Annotated in this window: 18 protein-coding genes; 12 read left to right on the forward strand and 6 right to left on the reverse strand. The window is 35.7% G+C overall.

Annotated elements, in window-relative coordinates; genetic code table 11:
• The first annotated feature begins 44 nt into the window (after window positions 1-44).
• The 8 genes from P164_RS03105 to P164_RS03140 all read left to right on the forward strand — a co-directional run bounded on the left by P164_RS03105 (window position 45) and on the right by P164_RS03140 (window position 7,739).
• On the forward strand, window positions 45-470 hold the full coding sequence (locus P164_RS03105; RefSeq protein WP_028375014.1) for a PaaI family thioesterase: 426 nt from the start codon (window positions 45-47) through the stop codon (window positions 468-470).
• A 2-nt stretch (window positions 471-472) separates the two neighbouring features.
• Entirely contained in the window at window positions 473-1,591 is a 1,119-nt protein-coding gene (locus P164_RS03110; RefSeq protein ID WP_028375015.1) for a chorismate-binding protein, read from the forward strand.
• A 30-nt stretch (window positions 1,592-1,621) separates the two neighbouring features.
• Window positions 1,622-3,337 carry a 2-succinyl-5-enolpyruvyl-6-hydroxy-3-cyclohexene-1-carboxylic-acid synthase gene (gene menD, locus P164_RS03115; RefSeq protein ID WP_028375016.1) on the forward strand — a complete coding sequence of 572 codons (1,716 nt, stop codon included), beginning with the start codon at window positions 1,622-1,624 and terminating at the stop codon, window positions 3,335-3,337.
• 74 nt (window positions 3,338-3,411) lie between these two features.
• Window positions 3,412-3,753, forward strand: a complete 342-nt coding sequence (locus P164_RS03120; RefSeq protein WP_028375017.1) for a DUF2853 family protein — start codon at window positions 3,412-3,414, stop codon at window positions 3,751-3,753.
• A 169-nt stretch (window positions 3,754-3,922) separates the two neighbouring features.
• Window positions 3,923-4,765, forward strand: coding sequence for a S1 RNA-binding domain-containing protein (locus P164_RS03125; protein WP_028375018.1), 843 nt, complete (start codon window positions 3,923-3,925; stop codon window positions 4,763-4,765).
• Window positions 4,766-4,807: 42 nt separating this feature from the next.
• A complete protein-coding gene (locus tag P164_RS03130; protein ID WP_028375019.1) occupies window positions 4,808-5,647 on the forward strand; it encodes a 1,4-dihydroxy-2-naphthoyl-CoA synthase in 840 nt (279 codons plus the stop codon).
• 54 nt (window positions 5,648-5,701) lie between these two features.
• Complete coding sequence (locus P164_RS03135) at window positions 5,702-6,220, forward strand: PH domain-containing protein (RefSeq protein WP_051621167.1); 519 nt, start codon at window positions 5,702-5,704, stop codon at window positions 6,218-6,220.
• Entirely contained in the window at window positions 6,213-7,739 is a 1,527-nt protein-coding gene (locus P164_RS03140; protein WP_028375020.1) for a PH domain-containing protein, read from the forward strand. Before P164_RS03135 ends, P164_RS03140 begins: the two co-directional genes overlap by 8 nt.
• Before the next feature lie 10 nt (window positions 7,740-7,749).
• On the opposite strand, the gene P164_RS03145 is transcribed toward P164_RS03140, so the two are convergent.
• The 6 genes from P164_RS03145 to P164_RS03170 form a co-directional block, all read right to left on the reverse strand.
• Window positions 7,750-10,161 carry a thiamine pyrophosphate-dependent enzyme gene (locus P164_RS03145; RefSeq protein ID WP_028375021.1) on the reverse strand — a complete coding sequence of 804 codons (2,412 nt, stop codon included), beginning with the start codon at window positions 10,159-10,161 and terminating at the stop codon, window positions 7,750-7,752.
• A 185-nt stretch (window positions 10,162-10,346) separates the two neighbouring features.
• Entirely contained in the window at window positions 10,347-13,178 is a 2,832-nt protein-coding gene (locus P164_RS03150) for a metalloprotease (RefSeq protein WP_028375022.1), read from the reverse strand.
• Between the two features lie 118 nt (window positions 13,179-13,296).
• Window positions 13,297-13,986: a TIGR00730 family Rossman fold protein gene (locus tag P164_RS03155; RefSeq protein ID WP_028375023.1), complete on the reverse strand. Its 690-nt coding sequence runs from the start codon at window positions 13,984-13,986 to the stop codon at window positions 13,297-13,299.
• 35 nt (window positions 13,987-14,021) lie between these two features.
• Entirely contained in the window at window positions 14,022-16,853 is a 2,832-nt protein-coding gene (gene uvrA / locus P164_RS03160; protein WP_028375024.1) for an excinuclease ABC subunit UvrA, read from the reverse strand.
• Window positions 16,854-17,028: 175 nt separating this feature from the next.
• Window positions 17,029-18,105, reverse strand: a complete 1,077-nt coding sequence (locus tag P164_RS03165) for a DNA topoisomerase IB (protein ID WP_028375025.1) — start codon at window positions 18,103-18,105, stop codon at window positions 17,029-17,031.
• Window positions 18,106-18,241: 136 nt separating this feature from the next.
• Window positions 18,242-19,327: a M42 family metallopeptidase gene (locus P164_RS03170; protein WP_028375026.1), complete on the reverse strand. Its 1,086-nt coding sequence runs from the start codon at window positions 19,325-19,327 to the stop codon at window positions 18,242-18,244.
• A 109-nt stretch (window positions 19,328-19,436) separates the two neighbouring features.
• Between P164_RS03170 and P164_RS03175 the strand changes: the two genes are divergently transcribed.
• From P164_RS03175 to P164_RS03190, 4 genes are all read left to right on the forward strand, one after another.
• Window positions 19,437-20,135, forward strand: coding sequence for a DUF4294 domain-containing protein (locus P164_RS03175; protein ID WP_028375027.1), 699 nt, complete (start codon window positions 19,437-19,439; stop codon window positions 20,133-20,135).
• A 217-nt stretch (window positions 20,136-20,352) separates the two neighbouring features.
• Window positions 20,353-20,892, forward strand: coding sequence for a bifunctional pyr operon transcriptional regulator/uracil phosphoribosyltransferase PyrR (pyrR, locus tag P164_RS03180; RefSeq protein WP_028375028.1), 540 nt, complete (start codon window positions 20,353-20,355; stop codon window positions 20,890-20,892).
• 39 nt (window positions 20,893-20,931) lie between these two features.
• A complete protein-coding gene (locus tag P164_RS03185; protein ID WP_028375029.1) occupies window positions 20,932-21,864 on the forward strand; it encodes an aspartate carbamoyltransferase catalytic subunit in 933 nt (310 codons plus the stop codon).
• Entirely contained in the window at window positions 21,861-22,196 is a 336-nt protein-coding gene (locus P164_RS03190) for a hypothetical protein (protein ID WP_028375030.1), read from the forward strand. The genes P164_RS03185 and P164_RS03190 overlap by 4 nt, the downstream gene beginning before the upstream one ends.
• The last annotated feature ends 93 nt before the right edge of the window (window positions 22,197-22,289 follow it).

The raw sequence follows: 22,289 nt of genomic DNA on the forward strand, positions 1-22,289 counted from the left end.
AAAACGATTTTAGAGCGCCAGACACTAGTAAATAGAACAGGTTCATGAATTTAAATGATAAGACTGAAGCACTTGCTAAATGCAATGCTATCTGTAAAAACACGCTAATGGAAACTATGGATATCAAATTCATAGACATTGGAGAGAATTTTCTTACTGCGTCAATGCCAGTAACCTCTAAGGTTCATCAGCCCGATGGTGTTTTACACGGCGGTGCTTCGGTAGCACTGGCCGAAAGCGTAGGAAGCGCGGCGAGTTTTATGTTTCTAGATGCCAAGAATTTTTTTGTGAGGGGAATCGAAATTTCTGCGAATCATGTTAAGAGTATTGCTGAGGGTATGGTATATGCTAAAGCTACCTTTTTACATAAGGGTCGTACCACTCAATTATGGGAAATACGTATTACTAATGAAGCAGATCAGCTGATTTCTATTGTTAAACTTACAACCATTGCGCTGCCTAAAAAGTAAGTATGACTGCAAATGAACTTATAAAATTAGTAGAAAACCAGTACACTGCTAACCTTCCTTTTGTTATATATAAAAAATCGAACGCTAATAATATAGGAGTTCTCTTACAAAATGATGATACACTGCATACCGTTACTAATTTTGAAGAGCAGGGTTTTGTTTTTGCTCCTTTTGATTCAAGTAGAACAACTGTTTTAATACCTGGAGAACCTATTTATGTTGCTGATTTTGATTTTGGTCATATGAGTTCAAAAGCTTCAATTAAGGAAACAGCTTCAGAATTTGAAAAAAATGAACATATCGCTTTAGTTTCAGCTGCAATTAGATATATAAAAGAAACCGAACTTCAGAAAGTTGTGGTTTCGCGTAAGCAAAAAATAGAAACTCCAGATTTAGAACCGTTAACTTTATTCAAAAAATTAGGTGCAGCGTATAAGAACGCTTTCGTTTATTTATGGCATCATCCTAAAGTAGGAACCTGGTTAGGGGCTACGCCAGAAACGCTAGTTTCTGTAAACGGAAGATCTTTTGAAACTATGGCTCTTGCAGGAACACAGCCTTACATAGACGACACTAGAGAAGTAGAATGGGGCACTAAAGAACAGGAAGAACAACAATTAGTAACCGATGAAATTGTGTCTAAATTACAACCTTTTAATCTGGTGAAATTTAAAGTACACGAGCGGGAGAATCATCGTGCAGGCAATTTACTGCATTTACGTACACGTATTACAGGTAGCTTTAGCATAACAAACACTTCAATAAAAGATATTGTTGCTGCATTGCATCCTACACCGGCAGTTTGTGGTTTTCCTAGAGATTTAGCCAAAGAATTTATTAAAGAGCAAGAGTCTTACGATAGGGAGTTTTATACCGGTTATTTAGGCGAATTAAATATTTTGAAAGATCAATCAAAACGCAGAAATCCTCGAAATGTCGAAAACCTGGTGTATAAAACGCTTACTAAATCTACACAACTGTATGTGAATTTACGCTGTATGCAGTTTAAAAATACTACCGCGGAAATTTATATAGGTGGTGGTATTACAAAAGATTCTGATGCAGTTAATGAATGGGAAGAAACGGTAAATAAAGCACAAACCATTGCAAGTATTCTTTAAGGCTTGAGCCTTTATTGTATTTTTGATATAATGAATTATTCTACTATACCCGTCGCACAATCTGTGGTTTTGCTTTGTTTAGAAAAAGGCGTGAATCATATTGTAATATCACCCGGTTCGCGTAACGCGCCTCTAACAATAGGCTTTACACAGCATCCTCAAATGCATACCTATAGTGTAGTTGATGAGCGTTCTGCGGCCTTCTTTGCATTGGGATTAGCGCAGCAGTTGCAACAGCCTGTAGCAGTTGTTTGTTCGTCTGGTAGTGCTGTTCTTAATTATTACCCGGCAATTTCTGAAGCCTATTATAGTGACATTCCTTTAGTGGTGATATCTGCAGATCGTCCTATAGAGCGTATAGATATAGGAGATGGTCAAACCATACGTCAGCGCAATGTTTTTGAGAATCATATATTATATTCGGCAAATTTATATTCTGAATATGTTCCTGATGAGGCAGTTACAGATCCAAAGCTTATTCAGAAACAACGTGAAGTCACAAAGCATAACCAGCAGGAAATAAATAAAGCACTTAATGAAGCGTTGGTAAATCAAGGTCCGGTACATATAAATGTTCCGTTTTATGAACCACTGTATAATACCACAACTCAAAAACTGGTAGATCCTATTATTGTAGCACCAGAGTCTAAATCTGATGTACTCAGCCAGGATCAACTAGCTCCTTTTATTACCAAGTGGAATGCCGCAAAGCGAAAAATAATACTAATAGGTGTTTTACAACCTAATACGATAGAACAACAGTTTCTAGACAAGCTGGGTACAGACCCTAGCGTACTTGTATTTACAGAAACAACTTCAAATACGCATCATCCTAACTTTTTTACGCGTACAGATAATATTATAGGATCTTTAGATGATGAGGGTTTCAGAGATCTTCAGCCTGAGATATTAATCACGCTGGGCGGAATGATCATTTCTAAAAAGATTAAGGCATTTCTTAGAAATTATCAACCTAAAGAACACTGGCACGTAGATCCTAAAAAAGCATACGACACCTATTTCTGTTTAAATAAACATTTTAAGGTACCTGTAAATTATTTCTGGGCTAATTTTTTAGATAAGACCCAAGTTGTCAAAAGTAACTATCAAAGTGACTGGTTGCAAGTACGATCACGCCGCGATGTATTGCATCAGGATTATATTAAAGAAATGAGCTGGTGTGATTTTAAAGCTTTTGATCTACTTCTGGCAAAATTGAGACCAGATAGCTTATTACAGTTGGGCAACAGCTCTACCGTGCGCTATGTTCAATTATTTGATATAGATAAATCACTAAAAGTGTATTGCAATAGAGGAACCAGTGGTATAGATGGAAGCACATCAACAGCTGTAGGAGCTGCAGTAGGGAGCCAGCTACCTACCACTTTAATTACAGGAGACCTCAGTTTTTTTTATGATAGCAATGGGTTGTGGAATGCTTATCTGCCAAAGGATTTTAAAATTATTGTTATCAATAACAGTGGTGGCGGTATTTTTAGAATATTACCGGGAGATAAAACTTCAGCTATATTTGAAACGTATTTTGAAACCATACACAATCTTGATGCATCGCATCTATGTGCGATGTATGGTATACATTATTTTTCAGCGACTTCAGAAGAAGAGCTGCAATGTGCTCAGGAAGAATTTTATAGCATAGCTGATGCTCCGTGTTTGCTTGAGATTAAAACGCCTCGCACGTTAAATGATCAGATTCTACTGGGTTATTTTAGTTACATACGTTAGAGGCTAATTTTAGTTTTTATTTTTATGTATATTTAAAGAACTTAATTAAAAATAACTAAACACATTAGTATCTTATGAGTAAAAGAGATGAAATGATCGCTAAGTATGCAGCAGATTTAAAAGAAAAACTAAACCACGAGGCAGATATGGATTTGTTGACCAAAGTTACAATAGGTTGCGGTCCGTCTATATATAATAAAGACTCATCAACGGTTTCTGCAGGTAGTGAATCAGAACTTGAGACCGTTAAAAACAACTTTCTCATTAAAAAATTAGGCTTATCTGATGGTCCCGAGTTGATGGAAGGACTTCATAAAGTTATGGAAGATTACGGTAAATCTAATCGTAATAAATACCGCGCAGTTGTTTATTATTTACTTACTAAGCATTTTGGCAAAGAAGAGGTATACAGTTAAAAATATCTTTCTTAAAAATGTAAAAGTCTGCTAATAATTGCGTTAGCAGACTTTCTTGTTTAACAGAGATTCTATAAATAGGAGCTGTAATTTCAAATTACTATTCTTTACTATTAGTGAAGTATAATCCCTATTACTTTCCTAATTTTGAAGACACAAAAAAAATATTATGCTCGCACTCGGGGAATTCCATAAAATGATAATAGATCGTGATACAGCACCCGGCTTGTATCTGCGTGATGAAGAAGAAAATGAGGTGTTATTACCTGGTAAATATGCTCCCGAAGGTTTTCAGTTAGAAGATGAAATTGAAGTATTTGTATATCTAGATAATGAGGAGCGACCAGTCGCCACTACACTTAAACCTTATATATTAAAAAATGGTTTTGCCTATCTAAAATGTACATCTGTTTCAAAAATAGGTGCTTTTGTAGATTGGGGAATAGACAAAGAACTATTTGTGCCATTTTCAAATCAGGTTACAGATATGCGTGAAGGCAGCTCTTACCTAATTTACATGTATCTCGATGAGAAGACAAACCGTCTTGTAGGATCTTCAAAATTTAATACATTCTTAAAAAATGAGGATATTGATGTTGAAAAATTTGATAAGGTAGATTTATTAGTGTCTCATTTTTCAGAATTTGGAGCGCACGTAATTATCAATGAAAAGTTTCAGGGATTAGTACATAAAGACGTGATTTTTGAAGATATACGCGTAGGAGACCGCCTTCCGGGATATATAAAACGCGTACGAGAAGATAAAAAAATAGACGTTTTGCTTCAGCCTGAAGGGTATAGAAGTGTTGAGCCTAATGCAGAATTTATCTATGAAGAATTAAAGCGTAACGGCGGAAGCTTACCGGTACACGATAAAAGTTCGCCAGAAGATATTAATGCCTATTTTGGTATAAGTAAAAAACTTTTTAAAAAAGCAATAGGTGCTCTTTATAAAGACCGAATGATTACCATTTCTGATAAGGGAATCACTCTAAAAAATCAAGAAGAATAAACACGTATTAGTTCGCCCAGGCGGAAAAATAAAAGAATAGCAATGCAAGAACCAGATTGGATAACCGTAAAAGAATACCAGGATATAACCTATAAAAAAGCAGATGGGGTTGCGCGAATTGCGTTTAACAGACCTAATGTGCGTAATGCTTTTAGACCTAAAACTACTGCAGAATTATTAGATGCTTTTCACAATGCACAAGAAGATACTTCTATAGGAGTAGTGCTTTTATCTGCTGAAGGGCCATCTTCAAAAGATGGTGTTTATAGTTTTTGTAGTGGAGGAGATCAGAAAGCTCGTGGTGATCAAGGTTATGTGGGTGATGATGGGTATCATCGTTTAAATATATTAGATGTTCAACGTTTAATACGTTTTATGCCTAAAGCGGTAATCGCCGTTGTACCCGGCTGGGCTGTAGGTGGTGGTCATAGTTTGCACGTAGTTTGCGATCTTACCTTAGCATCTAAAGAACACGCGATTTTTAAACAAACTGATGCAGATGTGACCAGTTTTGATGGTGGGTATGGTTCTGCCTATTTAGCAAAAATGGTAGGTCAAAAAAGAGCTCGTGAGATTTTCTTTCTAGGTCGAAATTACTCTGCTCAGGAGGCTTATGAAATGGGTATGGTGAATGCCGTAATTCCTCATGAAGAGTTAGAAGCAACAGCTTTTGAATGGGCTCAGGAAATTTTAGCAAAATCACCTACATCTATAAAAATGCTCAAATTTGCCATGAACCTTACCGATGACGGTATGGTAGGACAACAAGTTTTTGCAGGGGAGGCAACCCGATTGGCATATATGACCGAAGAAGCCAAAGAGGGTAGAAATGCATTTTTAGAAAAAAGAAAGCCCAATTTTGAGAAAAAATGGATTCCATAGGTCATATATTGGTTAGGTTCTAGTATTTTTAAAACACGCACCAAAACCTATATTATGGAACAAAAGTTTACAAACGCCCCGGTAGACATTGACTCCTTACCAGATTATCAAGAATTAACCTATACACAAGTCTCTGTAAAGAGATTGTATAAGGTTTTTCTTGTTTTAGGACTATTCGTTCTTGCTTTTGCAATAGGTCTTTACTTCTTGCGAGAAGTGACAGAAGTCCCCGGTTTAATTTGGGGACTTATGATTACAGGACTGGTAATTTTTGGACTATTATTCTTCTTTCAGATAATGTTTCAGAAACGTATAGGCTATGCTTTGCGCGAGCACGATATTGCCTATAAGCGCGGTTTTTTATTTGAAAAGATAACCATAATACCTTTTAACCGCATTCAGCATATTTCAACTTCAGAAAGTATGCTCGACAAAATTTTTAAAATCTCAAACCTTAATATATTTACCGCCGGTGGTTCTGGGAGCGATATAGATATTCCCGGTTTAACTCCAGAAATCGCGGCTAGATTAAAGAATAAAATAGCTAATCACTTAATCGATATAGATGAGTAAGCTTTATTCTATACCTCAAACGCAATCAAAACTAGGTGTAATTCTCATTTTTTTATCTCAGTTTTATAAATTTTTGAGAGCTTTTGGGGCTGCTTTAATTTACTTTTTTGTTAAAGGGATCAATTCTGAAATTTTAAACAACGTATTATTAGGTACTGGTTTTTTTATAATACTATTGCTTATTTATAGCGTAATTGCTTTTTTGCGTTTTAAATTTCATATTAATTATGCAAATTCTGAATTTGTATTAGAGAAAGGAGTTTTTAATACTGAAAAGGTAAACGTGCCATTTAATAAAATTCAGCAGGTTTATTTTAAAAGATCTTTATTGCAGCGTGCTATTGGCGTGTATAGTCTGGTGCTTGATACAGCGGGAAGTAGTGGTAAGGAAATAAGTATAAAAGCACTTCGAGAGGCAGATGCTAAAAAACTTCAGCAGGTTTTAATTGATGTTGCAAAAGTGGAGGAAGACGCTCCAGCTACAAATGATGTACTTATAAAGGAATTTGTATCAAACCCATCAAATGCGTGGGAGCACAAACTTTCTCCGGCAACTTTGATAAAACTAGGTCTTACGAGTAACTATTTTAGAGGCGTTTGGTTAATTCTAATTTTTGTAGTTACTATCTATCAACAATTAGGTGATTTTGAATTTATACAGAGTGATATGTATACAGATAGTGTACAAGGTTATTTAGAGGCATATAGTAGGCCTATTGAGCTCTTTATACTTACAGCTATTGTATTTACTGTTATTTTTCTTTTAGGACTTTTAATCTCGTGTATAGAAATATTTATTAAATATTTTGATCTCAAACTGCAACAAACTAATGACAGTCTTGAGTTAGAAATGGGTCTGAAAACCAATACCAAAACCAGTTTAAAACCCAGAAGAGTACAATTGCTTAGGGTAATTACAAACCCCATTCAAAAAAGGCTAAATCTTCACGAGGTTCAAATCGCCATTGCCAGTAGTCAAAATGATTTAACAAAAACAAAAATTCAAATTCCAGGATTAGAACGTATTCAAGTAGAAAAAGTAAAGAAATTTCTATTTACCTATAAAGTTAAACCAGGTAATCTTTTTAAGCCGGCGGTATATCTTTATTTCAGATTAATAATATTAGCAGCATTGCCATTATTACTAACCGGTGTAGTGGCATCGTTTTTAGTCCCTAATTATTTGATTGAAGTAACCAGTATTTTATCTATTATTTATGTTGGTATAGTAATACCCTATCAATATTTCTGGTATCGCGCCTTGTCGTTAGAAATTACTCCTGAATTTGTAATTATAAAAAAGGGAGTCTGGAATCAAAAAGTTGAAATAATTGAGCTGTTTAAATTACAGGCAATTACTGTAAACCAGCCCTTATGGTATAAAAAGCGAAAGCTTTATAATTATATTTTTCACACTGCGGGTGGCGATTTAAGCTTTCCGCTTACTTCAGAATTAGTTCAGAAACAGATAAATTATGCTCTATTCAGGGTTGAGATAGATCATCAACCCTGGATGTAGCAGTAAAAATTTATCGTATTGAAGGATATTTTTTAGGATTTACCTCGTGCATAATTGCATAGATTTTTTCAAATATATCTTCAGCAGAAGGCTTTGAAAAGTAATCTCCATCTGTACCGTATGCAGGTCTGTGTGGTTTTGCAGTTAAGGTTTGTGGTGTACCGTCTAAGTATTTAAATGCCTTTTGCTCATCTAAAATATGATTCATCAAATATGCTGAAGCACCACCTGGCATATCTTCATCAACTACTAAAATGCGATTAGTTTTTGCAATACTTTTAACGGTATCGTGATTTAAATCAAAGGGTAAAAGCGACTGTGCATCAATAACTTCAATGTTTATTCCTGAAGCCTGCAATTCCTGACCGGCCTGCATTACCAGTCTAAGGGTACTTCCGTAAGATAAAACGGTTATATCTGTACCTTCTTTTACGACTTCAACTTTACCAATAGGCGTAGTAAATTCTCCTAAGTTGAGCGGTAATTGCTCTTTTAAACGGTAACCGTTAAGGCACTCAATTACGATTGCAGGTTCATCACTCTTTAAAAGCGTGTTGTAGAATCCTGCTGCTTTGGTCATATTACGTGGTGTAAGGATATAAATTCCTCGTAAAAGTCCTAAAAGTGCACCCATTTGAGAACCGCTATGCCAGATACCTTCAAGTCTGTGTCCTCGTGTTCTAACAATTACAGGAGCTGTTTGTTTACCGTGGGTTCGGTAACGTAATGTGGCAAGATCATCACTTAGCGTACTAATCGCATAAAGTACATAATCAAGATACTGAATTTCTGCAATAGGGCGCAGGCCGCGTAATGCAAGACCTATTCCCTGACCTATAATTGTAGTCTCTCGTATACCTACATCAGCAACGCGCAGTTCGCCATATTTCTCTTGTAAACCTTCAAGGCCTTGGTTCACATCACCTATGGTACCTGCATCTTCACCGAAAACTAAGCTGTTAGGATATTTGCTGAATATAGCATCAAAATTATCACGTAAAACTACTCGTGCATCAACATCTTTTGCCTTGTCGTCATATTCAGGTAGAATTTCAGCTACGTTTATAGCCTTAGACTCGTTAGCGCTGTATAAATGTTTACTGTAATTAGGTTGCTCATTCTCGATATATGAAGTAACCCAATTTCTTAACGATGTTATCGCTTTGCTTTCTTCCTGAGCAACAAATCGAAGTGCTTTGCGAGATGCCGTAAGTAAATCTGATTTTAAAGCATCTTTTTCATTAACTAGTGCTTTAAGAATAGGCTTTATAAATTGACCATTACTGCTTTCTGAAACAAGCGTCTCGAGTAGACTAACTACCTTTTTCTTTTCGTCCCTAATAGGATTTAAAAATGCATCCCATGCTTTACGTTTTCCTTCGCGAACGTTGCGTTTAATATCTTTTTCAATATCAATTAGTTCTTCTTCAGTAGCGATTTGGTTATTAAGCATCCACTCTCGCATTTTTGCAATACAATCATGGTCTTTTTCCCATTGTAGGCGATCACTATTTTTATAACGCTCGTGAGAACCTGATGTTGAATGCCCTTGCGGTTGTGTCAATTCAGTCACGTGCAGTATTACGGGAACATGTTCTGTACGGGCAATATTTCCTGCTTTCTCAAAAGTTTCTATAAGGGCGGGATAATCCCAACCTTTAACTTTTAGTATTTCAAAACCTTTTTCGGTTTCAGTACGTTGAAAACCGCTTAAGATTTCAGATATACTTTCTTTTGTTGTTTGATGTCTTGCATGTACTGAAATACCGTAATCATCATCCCAAACACTAATAACCATGGGTACCTGTAATACACCGGCAGCGTTTATAGTTTCAAAAAACATTCCTTCAGAAGTGCTGGCATTACCTATGGTACCCCAGGCTACTTCATTACCCTTATCAGATAATCCATTGGTTTCTGTTTCAGTAACATTTCTAAAGATTTTTGAAGCCTGAGCAAGACCTAATAGTCTTGGCATTTGGCCTGCAGTAGGAGAGATGTCTGCACTGCTATTGTATTGCTCCAATAGATTTTTTAATACTCCGTGTTCATCAAGACTGTGTGTACCAAAATGACCGCCCATTTGTTTACCGGCACTCATAGGGTCATTTTCTATACTTGTATGCGCATAGAGACCCGCAAAGAAATTTGCTATAGTAAACTCGCCTATAGCCATCATAAAGGTCTGATCACGATAATATCCTGACCGCCAATCACCTTTTTTAAAGGCTTTTGCCATTGCCAGCTGGGGTACTTCTTTTCCGTCGCCAAAAATACCAAACTTAGCCTTACCTGTTAAAACTTCTCGACGTCCTAATAAACTACATTCTCTACTGGTAACAGCTATTTTGTAATCTTCTAGAACGGTTAATTTAAAATCTTGAAAAGATATTTCAGAAGTAGGCTCAGATTGCGTGTGCATATGTATAATGAGTTTTCACAAAAATAAGTAAAAAACCCGTTAAACACAATTCAATAATTATCTAATAAAATGATAATTTTTTAATAAAAACCTATTTAATTGCGGGTTATTCAATAAATGGAAATTTAAAGGGGTATTTAATGAATTTATTTAAATTTATTGATGATCAAATAATTAAAATAAACTCAATACCATTTGCGGGTAAAGAGGCTTAACATTGTTCCTATATCTAAGGTAACGATAAAGCGTATTTTCTGATCGTAATTTTGTTGACCTACTTCCCAGCCGTTAGAAGAATATACCGGGAAAAACAGCTCAAAATAATCTTCAACTAATACGGTGCGTATCCCGCTATCGTATAAAAAACGTGCAGGATCTCCCTGGTTTTTTATAAGCCCTACATCTACGTAGCCGTGAATAAAGTTCCAAAGGGTTGTACTTGTATTAATAGAGGTGAGCCATTGATTTCCGAAGGGAGTATCAAGTTGTGATTTAAAACCACCTTCAGCCAGTATAAGTTGTTGACTAAACAAACCACTGCTTTCTGAACGACCGTAGTAATTGTAATTAAATAAATAATCTGTAGGTCGGTCTGTAGCAAAGCTAAAATAGTCACCATCAGAACGGGTATCGTTGTATAAAAACGTACCACCAAAGAAACGTAAATCAAATTGCCTGTTGTTAAGAAAAACTTTTCGGTATTTAGCGGTTACTGATAGTTTACTAAATTTTTGAGCGAGTTGAAAATCGGTATTCCAGCTTAATGAGTTTATTACTCCGGGATCATTATTTGAATACTGAACATTAAAGACACTGTAATTAGGATCATCATTGCTTATAAAATTAGACTCATCGCGGTAAACATTAATGTTGCGTATACTTAGATATTCGCGTTTGTCTGATCTAAAATCATCTGGTCTAAAAGCAAATGTTATAAACGGAGAGTATTTTTTATAAAGTGCGTCTGGCGCATAAGAAGATAAGGAGCCGCCTATACCATAGCGTATTGCAAAAAGATTTCCCTCATCAAGATTTTGAGTATAGGTAAACCCCGCGCTTCCGGTAATTTTATTTGATTTAAAACCATATTGTGGTTCAATCTTATAATTGAAGGGTTTAGAGAGTAAAGTCTTATTATACATTTTAGCTCCTAATCTAAAACCGTCGTAAAAGTTATATTCTGCAACAGGCATAAAAAACACCTGATTTTTTGAAGGATCTTCTAAATCCTGAAAGAGCTTAAACTGAAAGGGTTTATTAACACCTAAAAAAGGATTTAATTTTTTGTAATTATTACGTCTATTGAATTCAGGAACAAATCCTTCCGCATTAATAACTACCCGATCTATATTTTTATTTGAAATAGAGATTTGCTTTTCTTTTTTAAAACCCTCAACCCAGGTTTTAGAAACTATAGAATCTCCTTTCATCCCATAAACTGGAACCGGGACTAAGATTCCTGTTTTATTACGTAGTTCTATATTTATAGAATCTCCTCTTTTCTTTACTTCGTTAAATTTAAAATCTATGTTTTTTCGGGTAGTTACAAAATCATTAAAAAACCAGTCTAGGTTTTTATTGGTTTTAGAGCGTACAATTTGTTCAAAATCTTTAGGAGAGGTAAGCTTTAATTGATTTTCGCTGTAGAATTGTTTAATGCTATTTTGAATTAGCGTGTCTGATAAATATTCTGAAAGATAATTTACACCACTAGCAGCTTTGTAAGAATTTGAAATGTTTACATTAAACTTAATTAAGGAGTCTTTAGGGGTCGCTAAAGATTGATCAAGATTCAACCGAGCCATGTGCAAATACAACAAATTGTACTGCTCATTAAATTCTAAGTTTGAAATATTAAACTGTCTGGCGACCCAGTAACGGTTTAAAGTTCCCAGTACTTTTAAATTGGGATAATAGGTATCCATATACCGCATCATCATATTCATCTTCACAACATCTGCAACCCATTTATGTTCTCGTGGGTTTATAAAAAGTGTGCGATCTACATAATTATTAATTGCAGTTTTTAATATTTTAAGCTCGTACTTAAAATCTTCTGGGAAGGGACTAAAGAAGTTGGGTAATTGATTTAAGCCATAAACAGGATTTTCCTTATAATCAATATTAGAAATTACCAGTTTCTCAAAAGGATAATCTCCTAACTCTTTATCAAGATAGTTTGTAATTTTATCAATGATAAGCGCTTCACGTTCTGGAATTACCTTAGTGTCACTGATATTTGTTATAACCGTTACAGGATCTGTTTCAGTAATTAAAAAATCTGAATTCTGCCGAAAGTAAATAGTGGTATTGTTTCTGTTTTTTCCTTCGAGTTGTATGGTTCGGTATAAAGATTCTTCATCTAATGAACTTTTAGTTTGAACCAACTCATTTATAAGAAGATAATTTTTCTTAAACGAGAAGTCTATTTTAAAATCTGTAGGAACCATGTACAGATCGTCCAGGTCTTTATTGCTGTAATAATGCCATTCACCATCATAAACAGCGGGAGCAATAAACCAATATTTTAAATTGAAATCTCCATTATTTAAAGCACCATAACCTGTAAAGCGAGAATCGGGTATATGTATTTCATAATTAAGCCTGAGCATTTGTGTTTCTCCCGGAGCTAATGGATGATTGAGTTTAACTTCTAGAATATCTTCAGCTTTAGGAATACGTTTAAAGTCTAACATCTTAAACGTGTCGTCTATAATTGAATTGACTTGGGTATAACCTCTTTCTTCTGTTGAAGCTAAATGAAATCTTCGGTCATAATTTTCTGCAAAGCGTCTACCTAATTTTGATTGCTTAGACGCAAAACTATTTGCCCAATCATTAAAATATAATGATGTTAATGTGTCTTTAGCGGTATTTACAAAAAAAACTTTCTGTTGAATTACAAGTGTTTTTGAGTCTTCATACAATCGTGCAGATATATTAATACGATTCTGCGCTTCGCCGGTTGCGGGAAGTATAAAAATCACTAGTAGAAGCGCTTTTAAAAACGTCTTCATAAATTTATGTGTAAATGCAAATTGACCAAAATGGGAAATAGCACAGGGGTTTTTAATGATTAGCGTTAAGTATTGTCACTATACTTAACGCAATTACACTGGTACTGGTTTTACAACTTTAAAAGTTAGGACTTAATTCATACTCATTATAAAAATTATTAAGTACTTCAAGAACTTCGTCTGCAGTATCAACTAAATAAATAAGATCTACATCTGCATCACTTATATTTTTAAAACTGTCTAGCAGCGTATTTCTAATCCACGTCATAAGGTCTTTCCAGAAATCTGTACCTACCAGTATGATAGGAAATTTATCAATCTTATGTGTTTGAATTAGTGTAATTGCCTCAAACAATTCGTCTAACGTGCCAAAACCACCGGGAAGTACTACAAATCCCTGAGAATATTTAACAAACATAACCTTGCGCACAAAAAAGTAATCAAAATCTATACTCTTATCGCCATCTATATACGGATTATCGTGTTGTTCAAAAGGTAAATCTATATTAAGACCTACCGAGGTACCGCCTGCAAGGTGTGCACCTTTATTACCAGCTTCCATAATACCGGGACCTCCACCTGTAATTACGCCATAACCGTTATCTACGATTTTCTCTGCGATTTCGACTGCTAGCTTGTAATATTTTTGATCTGGTTTTGTACGCGCACTTCCGAAGATAGAAACACAAGGTCCTATTCTGCTAAGTTTCTCAAAACCACTTACAAATTCGCCCATAATTTTAAATAGGGCCCAAGAATCATTTGTTTTTATTTCATTCCAGCCCTTAGGCTTATTTTCATTTCTCATATTAAGAGTTTGATTTTAATGTTTAGGAGAGCGTTCTAATTTAGCTCTTTTTGTAAGAATTGAGCTGTATAACTCTTCTTATCTTTTGCTACTTCTTCTGGTGTTCCTTTAGCAACAAGTTGTCCGCCGTTCTTGCCACCTTCATAACCAATGTCTATAATGTGGTCTGCCAGTTTGATAACATCCATATTATGCTCTATGATTAGCATTGTATTTCCTTTATCTGTCAAACGATTTAAAACATCCATCAGGATACGTACATCTTCAAAGTGCAAACCGGTTGTAGGCTCGTCGAGTATGTAAAATGTGTTACCGGTATCTCTTTTAGAAAGCTCGGTTGCCAGTTTAATACGCTGTGCTTCCCCACCAGATAGGGTAGTAGACTGTTGACCCAGCGAAATATAACCCAGACCTACATCCTGTATTGTTTTTACTTTTCGGTAAATCTTCGGAATGTGTTCAAAGAAGGGTACCGCCTCATCAATGGTCATTTCTAGAACATCGGCGATACTTTTTCCCTTATATCTAATTTCTAAAGTTTCTCTATTGAAACGTTTACCCTGGCAAGTCTCACATTCTACATACACATCTGGTAAGAAATTCATTTCTATAACACGTAAGCCACCACCTTTACAGGTCTCACAACGACCACCTGCAACATTAAAGCTGAAACGCCCTGGTTTATAACCACGTATTAACGATTCTGGCATCTTAGCAAATAAACTGCGTATTTCGCCAAAAACTCCCGTGTACGTTGCCGGGTTTGAACGCGGAGTACGACCTATGGGAGATTGATTAATGTCTATTACTTTATCACACTCATCAAGACCTTTTATACTTTTATAAGGTGCCGGTTTTTTAACTCCGTTGAAATAATGTGCATTCATAATAGGGTAGAGGGTCTCATTAATAAGCGTAGATTTTCCGCTACCGGAAACACCCGTTACCACAATCATTTTTCCTAACGGAAACGTAACATTCACGTTCTTAAGGTTATTACCTGTTGCACCTTTTAAAATTATCTTTTTGCCATTACCTTTTCTACGTTTTTCAGGTACAGCAATTTCTTTTTCCCCATTAATATACTGTGCAGTTAGGGTATGTTGCTTTAAAAGTTCTTTAGGGGTTCCCTCGCTAATGATCTCCCCGCCGTGCTTACCAGCAAACGGCCCGATATCAATAACATAATCTGCACGCTCAATCATATCTTTATCGTGCTCAACCACTAAAACTGAATTGCCCAAATCGCGCAAAGCGACCAGCGAATTAATTAGTTTTTCATTGTCACGCTGATGCAAACCAATACTAGGTTCATCAAGAATATAAAGAACTCCTACAAGCTGAGACCCTATTTGAGTTGCTAAGCGTATACGTTGCGCTTCCCCACCAGATAAGGATTTTGAGCTTCGGTTTAAGCTTAAATAGGTAAGACCTACATCAACTAAAAACTGAAGACGGGCATTAATTTCTTTTAAAATTTCGGTCGCAATTGCTTTTTGTTTTTCACTTAAATGCTGAGGCACCTCTTTAAACCATGCGGCGAGTTCCAGAATATCCATATTAGATAGTTCTGCAATGTTTTTTTCATTTACTCGAAAGTATAAAGACTCTTTGCGTAAGCGTGAACCTTCACAAACAGGGCACTCTACCTTTTCCATGTATTCTTTTGCCCATCTTTTTAGGGAAGCAGAATCATTATTCTCGTAGGTGCTTTCAATAAATTTAGCGACACCTTCAAAATCTATTTTGTAGCTTCTGCTAACTCCTAAAGTTTTAGAATCTACTGTAAATTTCTCATTGCCACCATACATAATCATATCTATAGCCTCTTTCGGAATGTCTTTAATAGGATCTGTCAATTTAAAATTAAAGCGTTGTGCGATAATTTCTAATTGCTTAAATATCCAATTGTTTTTCTGAGTTCCGTGAGGTGCGAGACCTCCAGCTTTGATAGAAAGTTTAGGGTCAGGAATTATTTTATCTAAATTAACCACGCGCAATTCGCCAATACCGTTACAATTAGGACAGGCTCCTTTAGGCGAGTTAAATGAAAAGTTATTAGGTTCTGGGTTAGGATACGAGATTCCTGAAGTAGGACACATTAAACTACGGCTAAAATAACGCGCCTCGTTCGTGTCGTGATCTAAAATCATCATCACGTCTTCACCGTGATACATCGCGGTGTTAATAGTTTCCATTAAGCGCTTATCTAAATCCTGCTCATCATCAATTTTTAACCGGTCGATTACGATTTCTATATCGTGAACCTTGTACCGGTCAATTTTCATCCCTTTTTCGATGTCTTTTATTTCGCCATCAATTCTAACTTTTAAAAATCCTTGTTTTGCAATTTGTTCAAAAAGTTCGCGGTAGTGCCCTTTTCGACTTCTAATTACTGGGGCTAAAACATTAACTCGTTTTCCGTGGTACTCAGATTTTATTAGATCTTTAATTTGATCATCGCTATAGCTCACCATTTTTTCACCCGTCTCATAGCTGTACGCATCACTAGCGCGTGCAAAAAGAAGACGTAAAAAATCATAAATCTCTGTAATCGTACCCACGGTAGAACGCGGACTTTTACTAGTAGTTTTTTGCTCAATAGCGATTACGGGAGAGAGTCCTTGTATTTGATCAACATCAGGGCGCTCTAAACCTCCTAAAAACTGGCGGGCATATGCCGAAAAAGTTTCAATATAACGTCGCTGCCCTTCTGCGTAGATTGTGTCAAAAGCTAAAGAGCTCTTACCGCTACCCGAAAGGCCCGTAATTACAACTAGTTTTTCTCTGGGAATTTGAACATCTATATTCTTTAGATTATGGGCTCTTGCGCCATAAACTTCAATGTATTCTTGTGTTTCTGCCATTTTCTTTTTCAAGTGTGCAAAGGTACTGTAATTGAGTGAAAAATTGAAGAAAGTGCCGTTGTAGAAGACTTAAATAAAACACAATACCGTGCTCAATTTGGTTACTTAAATGACTTTTAAAAATAATTGTGAATAACGCTAAATTCTTATTAAGCCATTAAAGGGTTTAATTAAATTAAATTGTAATCTCATAATTACCCAGCATCTGGGTAATAACGGTTTCAGTTTTTGAAATAAAAGAGTTGGGCTTTAATTTAACCTGATCAACTTTATCAAAATATGCTGTGATACTGCCATCTGCATATGCTTCAGGTATTACGGGATGTACATAATAACTTTTGCAAACGCTCCTGGTATTACCCAGACCTTTTGCCGCGGCGTCATATGCGGTCAAAATGTTTTTAGCATTCTGTTTTTCTTCTTCAACATAACCGGAGTCACGCAATGACTCAAAGAATATTTTTGTAGCTCCCCAGGTTCTAAAATCTTTAGCCGAGAATAAATTGCCACTCAGTTCGTGAATGTAGTCATTCACCATACCGCTGTCAATATGATGTTTGGTTCCGTCAGCATCGTAGAACTGAAATAGATCCCAACCAGGTATTTCTTCACACTGATTTACAAGATCAATTAGTTCTGGATCTGTGATTTTAATTTTATGTTCTTTGCCTTTTTTTCCTATAAATTCAAACCGAATATCGCTTTCTGTTGTTTTAACGTGACGCGTGCGTAAGGTAGATAGCCCATAAGTTTGATTGCGCTTTGCATAACATGCATTTCCTACGCGTATATGGGTTTCTTCCATAAGGCGCAGTACCAATGCAAGCACTTTGCGTCGGGTCATTTTTTCTTCGTCAAGATCTGCATCAACTTGCTTTCGCAATTGCGGAAGCACATTTGCAAACGAAGCTAATTTTAGAAATTTGGTCTCATTGCGCAGTTTATTCCACGTGTCGTGATAGAGATATACTTTACGGTCTTTGTCATCGCGACCCACAGCTTGCAAATGCCCATTCTCTGGTTCTGCGATTAAAACGTCTTCCCAGGCCGGTGGTATGACCAGTTTTTTTATACGGTTGAGAATAGGTTTTGATTTTATGGTTTTATCACCTTTACAATAGGTAAACCCCTTACCGTGTTTTTTACGGCAAATTGTAAGGTGTTGTTCTTTCACATAGATAAGATCTGCTATGCGAGCGGCCTCTTCGGGGCTCTTTAAAAGAGTTTCTAGTTTAGTTTCGGTGATGGTCATGCTATCAAATTTAAAAGCAATTTTGTATGATTTGTACTAATAAAGTGTGAAATGTCTATTCAAAAAAAATGAAAGCAAAAAAAATGTCCGAAAGCAGCAGTGCTTCCGGACATTTAAATTCAGATATTATAATTAACTAGTCAAAATAACTGAAGCTTTGACCATCTTTAATTTTTAATACGCTTTCGTAAATCATTTTAATAACATTCTCAACATCATCACGATGTACCATTTCTACAGTAGTATGCATATATCTAAGCGGTAAGCTTATTAATGCAGAAGGTACGCCACCATTGCTGTAAGCAAAAGCATCTGTATCTGTACCTGTAGCACGACTGCAGGCAGATCGTTGAAAAGGTATATTTTTCTCTTCTGCTGTTTCTATAATTAAATCACGTAATTTTTGTTGAATTGCCGGTGCATATGAGATTACAGGACCATCACCTATAGCGGCGCGACCGTTTGTTTTCATCTCAATCATTGGGGTGGTTGTATCGTGGGTCACATCGGTTACGATAGCCACGTTAGGTTGAATGGTATGCGTGATCATTTCGGCGCCACGTAATCCTATTTCTTCCTGTACCGAGTTTACGATATACAGACCAAAATCTAATTTCTTACTATTTTCTTTAAGCAAACGAGCAACTTCAGCAATCATAAAACCACCCATACGATTATCTAATGCACGACACACAAATTTATCGCCATTAAGAATCGTGAATGTATCAGGATAGGTTATAACACAACCTACGTGTACACCAAGTTTCTCTACCTCTTCTTTGTTTTTGCAACCGGTGTCAATAAAAATATTATCAAGTTTTGGAGCTTTTTCATCACTCTTATCCCGCGTATGTATTGCCGGCCATCCAAAGACACCCTTTACGATACCATTTTTAGTGTGTATGTTAACCAGTTTAGAGGGTGCTATTTGATGGTCACTTCCGCCGTTGCGTATTACATAAATTAAACCATCGTCTGTAATAAAGTTTACATACCAGGAAATCTCGTCTGCGTGACCTTCAATTACTACTTTGTATTTAGCGTCAGGATTTATTACACCTACTGCTGTACCGTAATTATCTGTGATAAAGGTATCGACATAAGGTTTTAGATAATTCATCCAGATTTTTTGACCTTCCCACTCATAACCTGTAGGAGCGGCGTTATTTAGGTAAGATTCTAGAAAATCAAGAGATTCTTTATTTAAAATGCTTTTTGACATAATTTCAATTTTCTACGAAAGTAAGAATATTAATAGCAATTTCGCAACGCAATCTGAACGATTGCGTACTTTTGGAACAGTTTTCGCTCTATAAAATGAAAAATAAAATTTGAATAAATTAGTCATCCTACTTACACTCATTTTGAGTGGTACGTTATTAGCACAAACTACAGAAGAACCAACTACCGAGACAGATACCTCAAATGTTGAATTCTATATTGTAGAAGGCGACAGTATTGCCCGAAAAGCTATTTTTTTAGATGATGTAATTGTTTTAGGTAAGGTAAAATTTAGTGATAATGAAGCACGACGCCGATATCTTATTTTACGCAGAAAAACCCGTAAAGTATGGCCGTATGCAAAATTGGCAGGAGAGCGTCTTGTTGAATTAAATCAACGGCTCGATTCTATGAAATCTAAGCGGGCTAAGAAAAAATACACAAAAATCATACAGCGCTATGTAGAAGACGAATTTGGTGCACAGCTCAAAAAACTTACCAGAACCGAAGGTCAGATCTTAGTAAAACTGATGTATCGTCAAACGGGTTCAACCACTTTTGAATTAATTAAAGATTACCGCAGTGGATTAAAGGCTTTTTTCTTAAATACTACGGCTAGTTTTTTTGATATTTCTCTCAAAGAAATTTATGATCCTAAGAGTGTGCAGGAAGATTATCTAATTGAAGATATTCTACAGCGTTCTTTTCAGGCAAAAGTGCTGGAGCCTCAAGATCCTGCCATTGATATAAATTTTCTTGAACTTAAAAATAAATGGATTAAACCGAAACCTACTCAAGGAATAAAGTAGTCATTATGAAATTCAAAAATTACAATTGGATTTATGTGATCGCTGCGCTTATTACACTCATAGGTTTAATAACTGGTAAATATTTCTTTCTGTTTTTTGCTATTCCTTTCGGTTTTTCAATATTCAAAAGAAATAAGAACAAGTAAAAGTGTATTTTGAAATATTCTGTTTAAAAAAATAGATACCTTTGCTAACCAAAACAAGCGCAACTCCCACTATGAGTCAGAAAGTCTTACTTAATGCAAAAGAAGTAAATATTATATTGAATAGACTGGCTTGTCAACTCATTGAAAATCACAGAGACTTTAAAAATACGGTTCTTATAGGCATACAGCCTAGAGGGGTTTATGTTGCAGAACGTATTAAAAAACTGTTGGAAGAAGACTATAAGATTGAAAACATAAAAATGGGATATCTTGATATCACCTTTTTTAGAGATGATTTTAGACGCGGAGACAAACCACTCGAAGCAAATAAGACAAAAATTGGGTTTGTTGTAGAAGACAAGAATGTTGTTTTTATAGACGATGTTTTATACACCGGCCGAAGCATAAATGCTGCTCTCACAGCGGTTCAAAGCTTTGGGAGACCACGTGAAGTAGAATTGCTTACCCTTATAGACCGCCGTTTTAGCAGACATTTACCTATACAACCTAATTATAGAGGTAGGCAGGTAGATGCAATTAATGCTGAAAAAGTAAAAGTGAGCTGGGTAGAAAATGGTGGTGAAGACAGTGTTTATTTAATTGAAGAATAAAGTTAACGGGAATAACAATCGCACAAATTAAAGTAGCAAATGAGCGAGTTAAGTGTAGATCACTTATTGGGGATTAAGTATATAACAAAAAAGGATATCAATCTTATTTTTGAAACGGCTGATCATTTTAAAGAAATCATTAACCGTCCTATTAAAAAAGTTCCTTCCCTTCGAGATATTACCATTGCCAATTTATTTTTTGAAAACAGTACCCGTACAAAACTTTCTTTTGAACTGGCGGAGAAGCGTTTAAGTGCAGATGTTATCAATTTTTCTGCAGGTGCATCTTCAGTAAAAAAGGGAGAAACACTTATAGATACGGTTAATAACATTTTATCTATGAAAGTAGATATGGTTGTTATGCGTCATCCCAATCCCGGTGCCGGCGTTTTTCTTTCAAAAAATATTAAAGCAAGTATTGTGAACGCCGGTGACGGTGCTCACGAGCATCCTACACAAGCATTATTAGATAGTTATTCTATTCTTAAAAAATTAGGAGATGTAGGTGGTAAGAAAGTTGTTATCGTAGGAGATATACTGCACAGTAGAGTAGCGCTTTCAAACATATTTGCATTAAAACTCTTAGGTGCCGAAGTAAAAGTTTGTGGCCCTAAAACTTTAATGCCAAAATATATTGAATCTTTAGGTGTGGGGGTAGAGCTTAATCTTAGAAAAGCTTTAGAATGGTGCGATGTTGCTAATATGTTACGCGTGCAAAATGAACGTATGGATATTAGTTATTTCCCGTCTACACGAGAATATACACAACAATATGGGCTTGATAAAGAACTCTTAGATTCTTTAAATAAAGAAATAGTGATTATGCACCCTGGACCTATAAATAGAGGTGTAGAAATAACAAGTGATGTGGCAGACAGTGGCCAGTCTATAATTTTAAATCAGGTTGAAAACGGTGTAGCAATACGTATGGCTGTGATTTATCTTTTGGCTTCAAAAATTAAAAAGCAATGATTATAACACAAAATGACACTTTTACCATACTCGAGGATGAAGAAGATGGTGTAAAGGATTTTGCTTCCTTTTTAGAATTTATCATTCCTAAAGCGTATTCAGATGTAAATCTTGTTATAGATCTACTTAAATATGAGAATATTACCTTAGATGAGCTTTTGAGTTTTCTACATATTTCAAATACCCAGCGTGCTGCTCACAAGTCATTTGTGTTAGTTAATAAAGTTCCGCAGATAGATAGAGTACCCGAAGAATTAATGGTTGTGCCTACACTAGAAGAGGCAAAAGACGTGATAGATCTTGAAGAAATTCAACGCGATCTGGGGTTCTAAATCATAAGCTTATTTTAGGTAAAGCATTCTTTTTTTGCTTAATTAAGCTTAACTTAACGACTTTATGCGTTAAGATGTTTTATCTACGCATTT

Origin of the sequence: Leeuwenhoekiella sp. MAR_2009_132, from assembly GCF_000687915.1 — a bacterium.
Lineage (GTDB): Bacteria > Bacteroidota > Bacteroidia > Flavobacteriales > Flavobacteriaceae > Leeuwenhoekiella.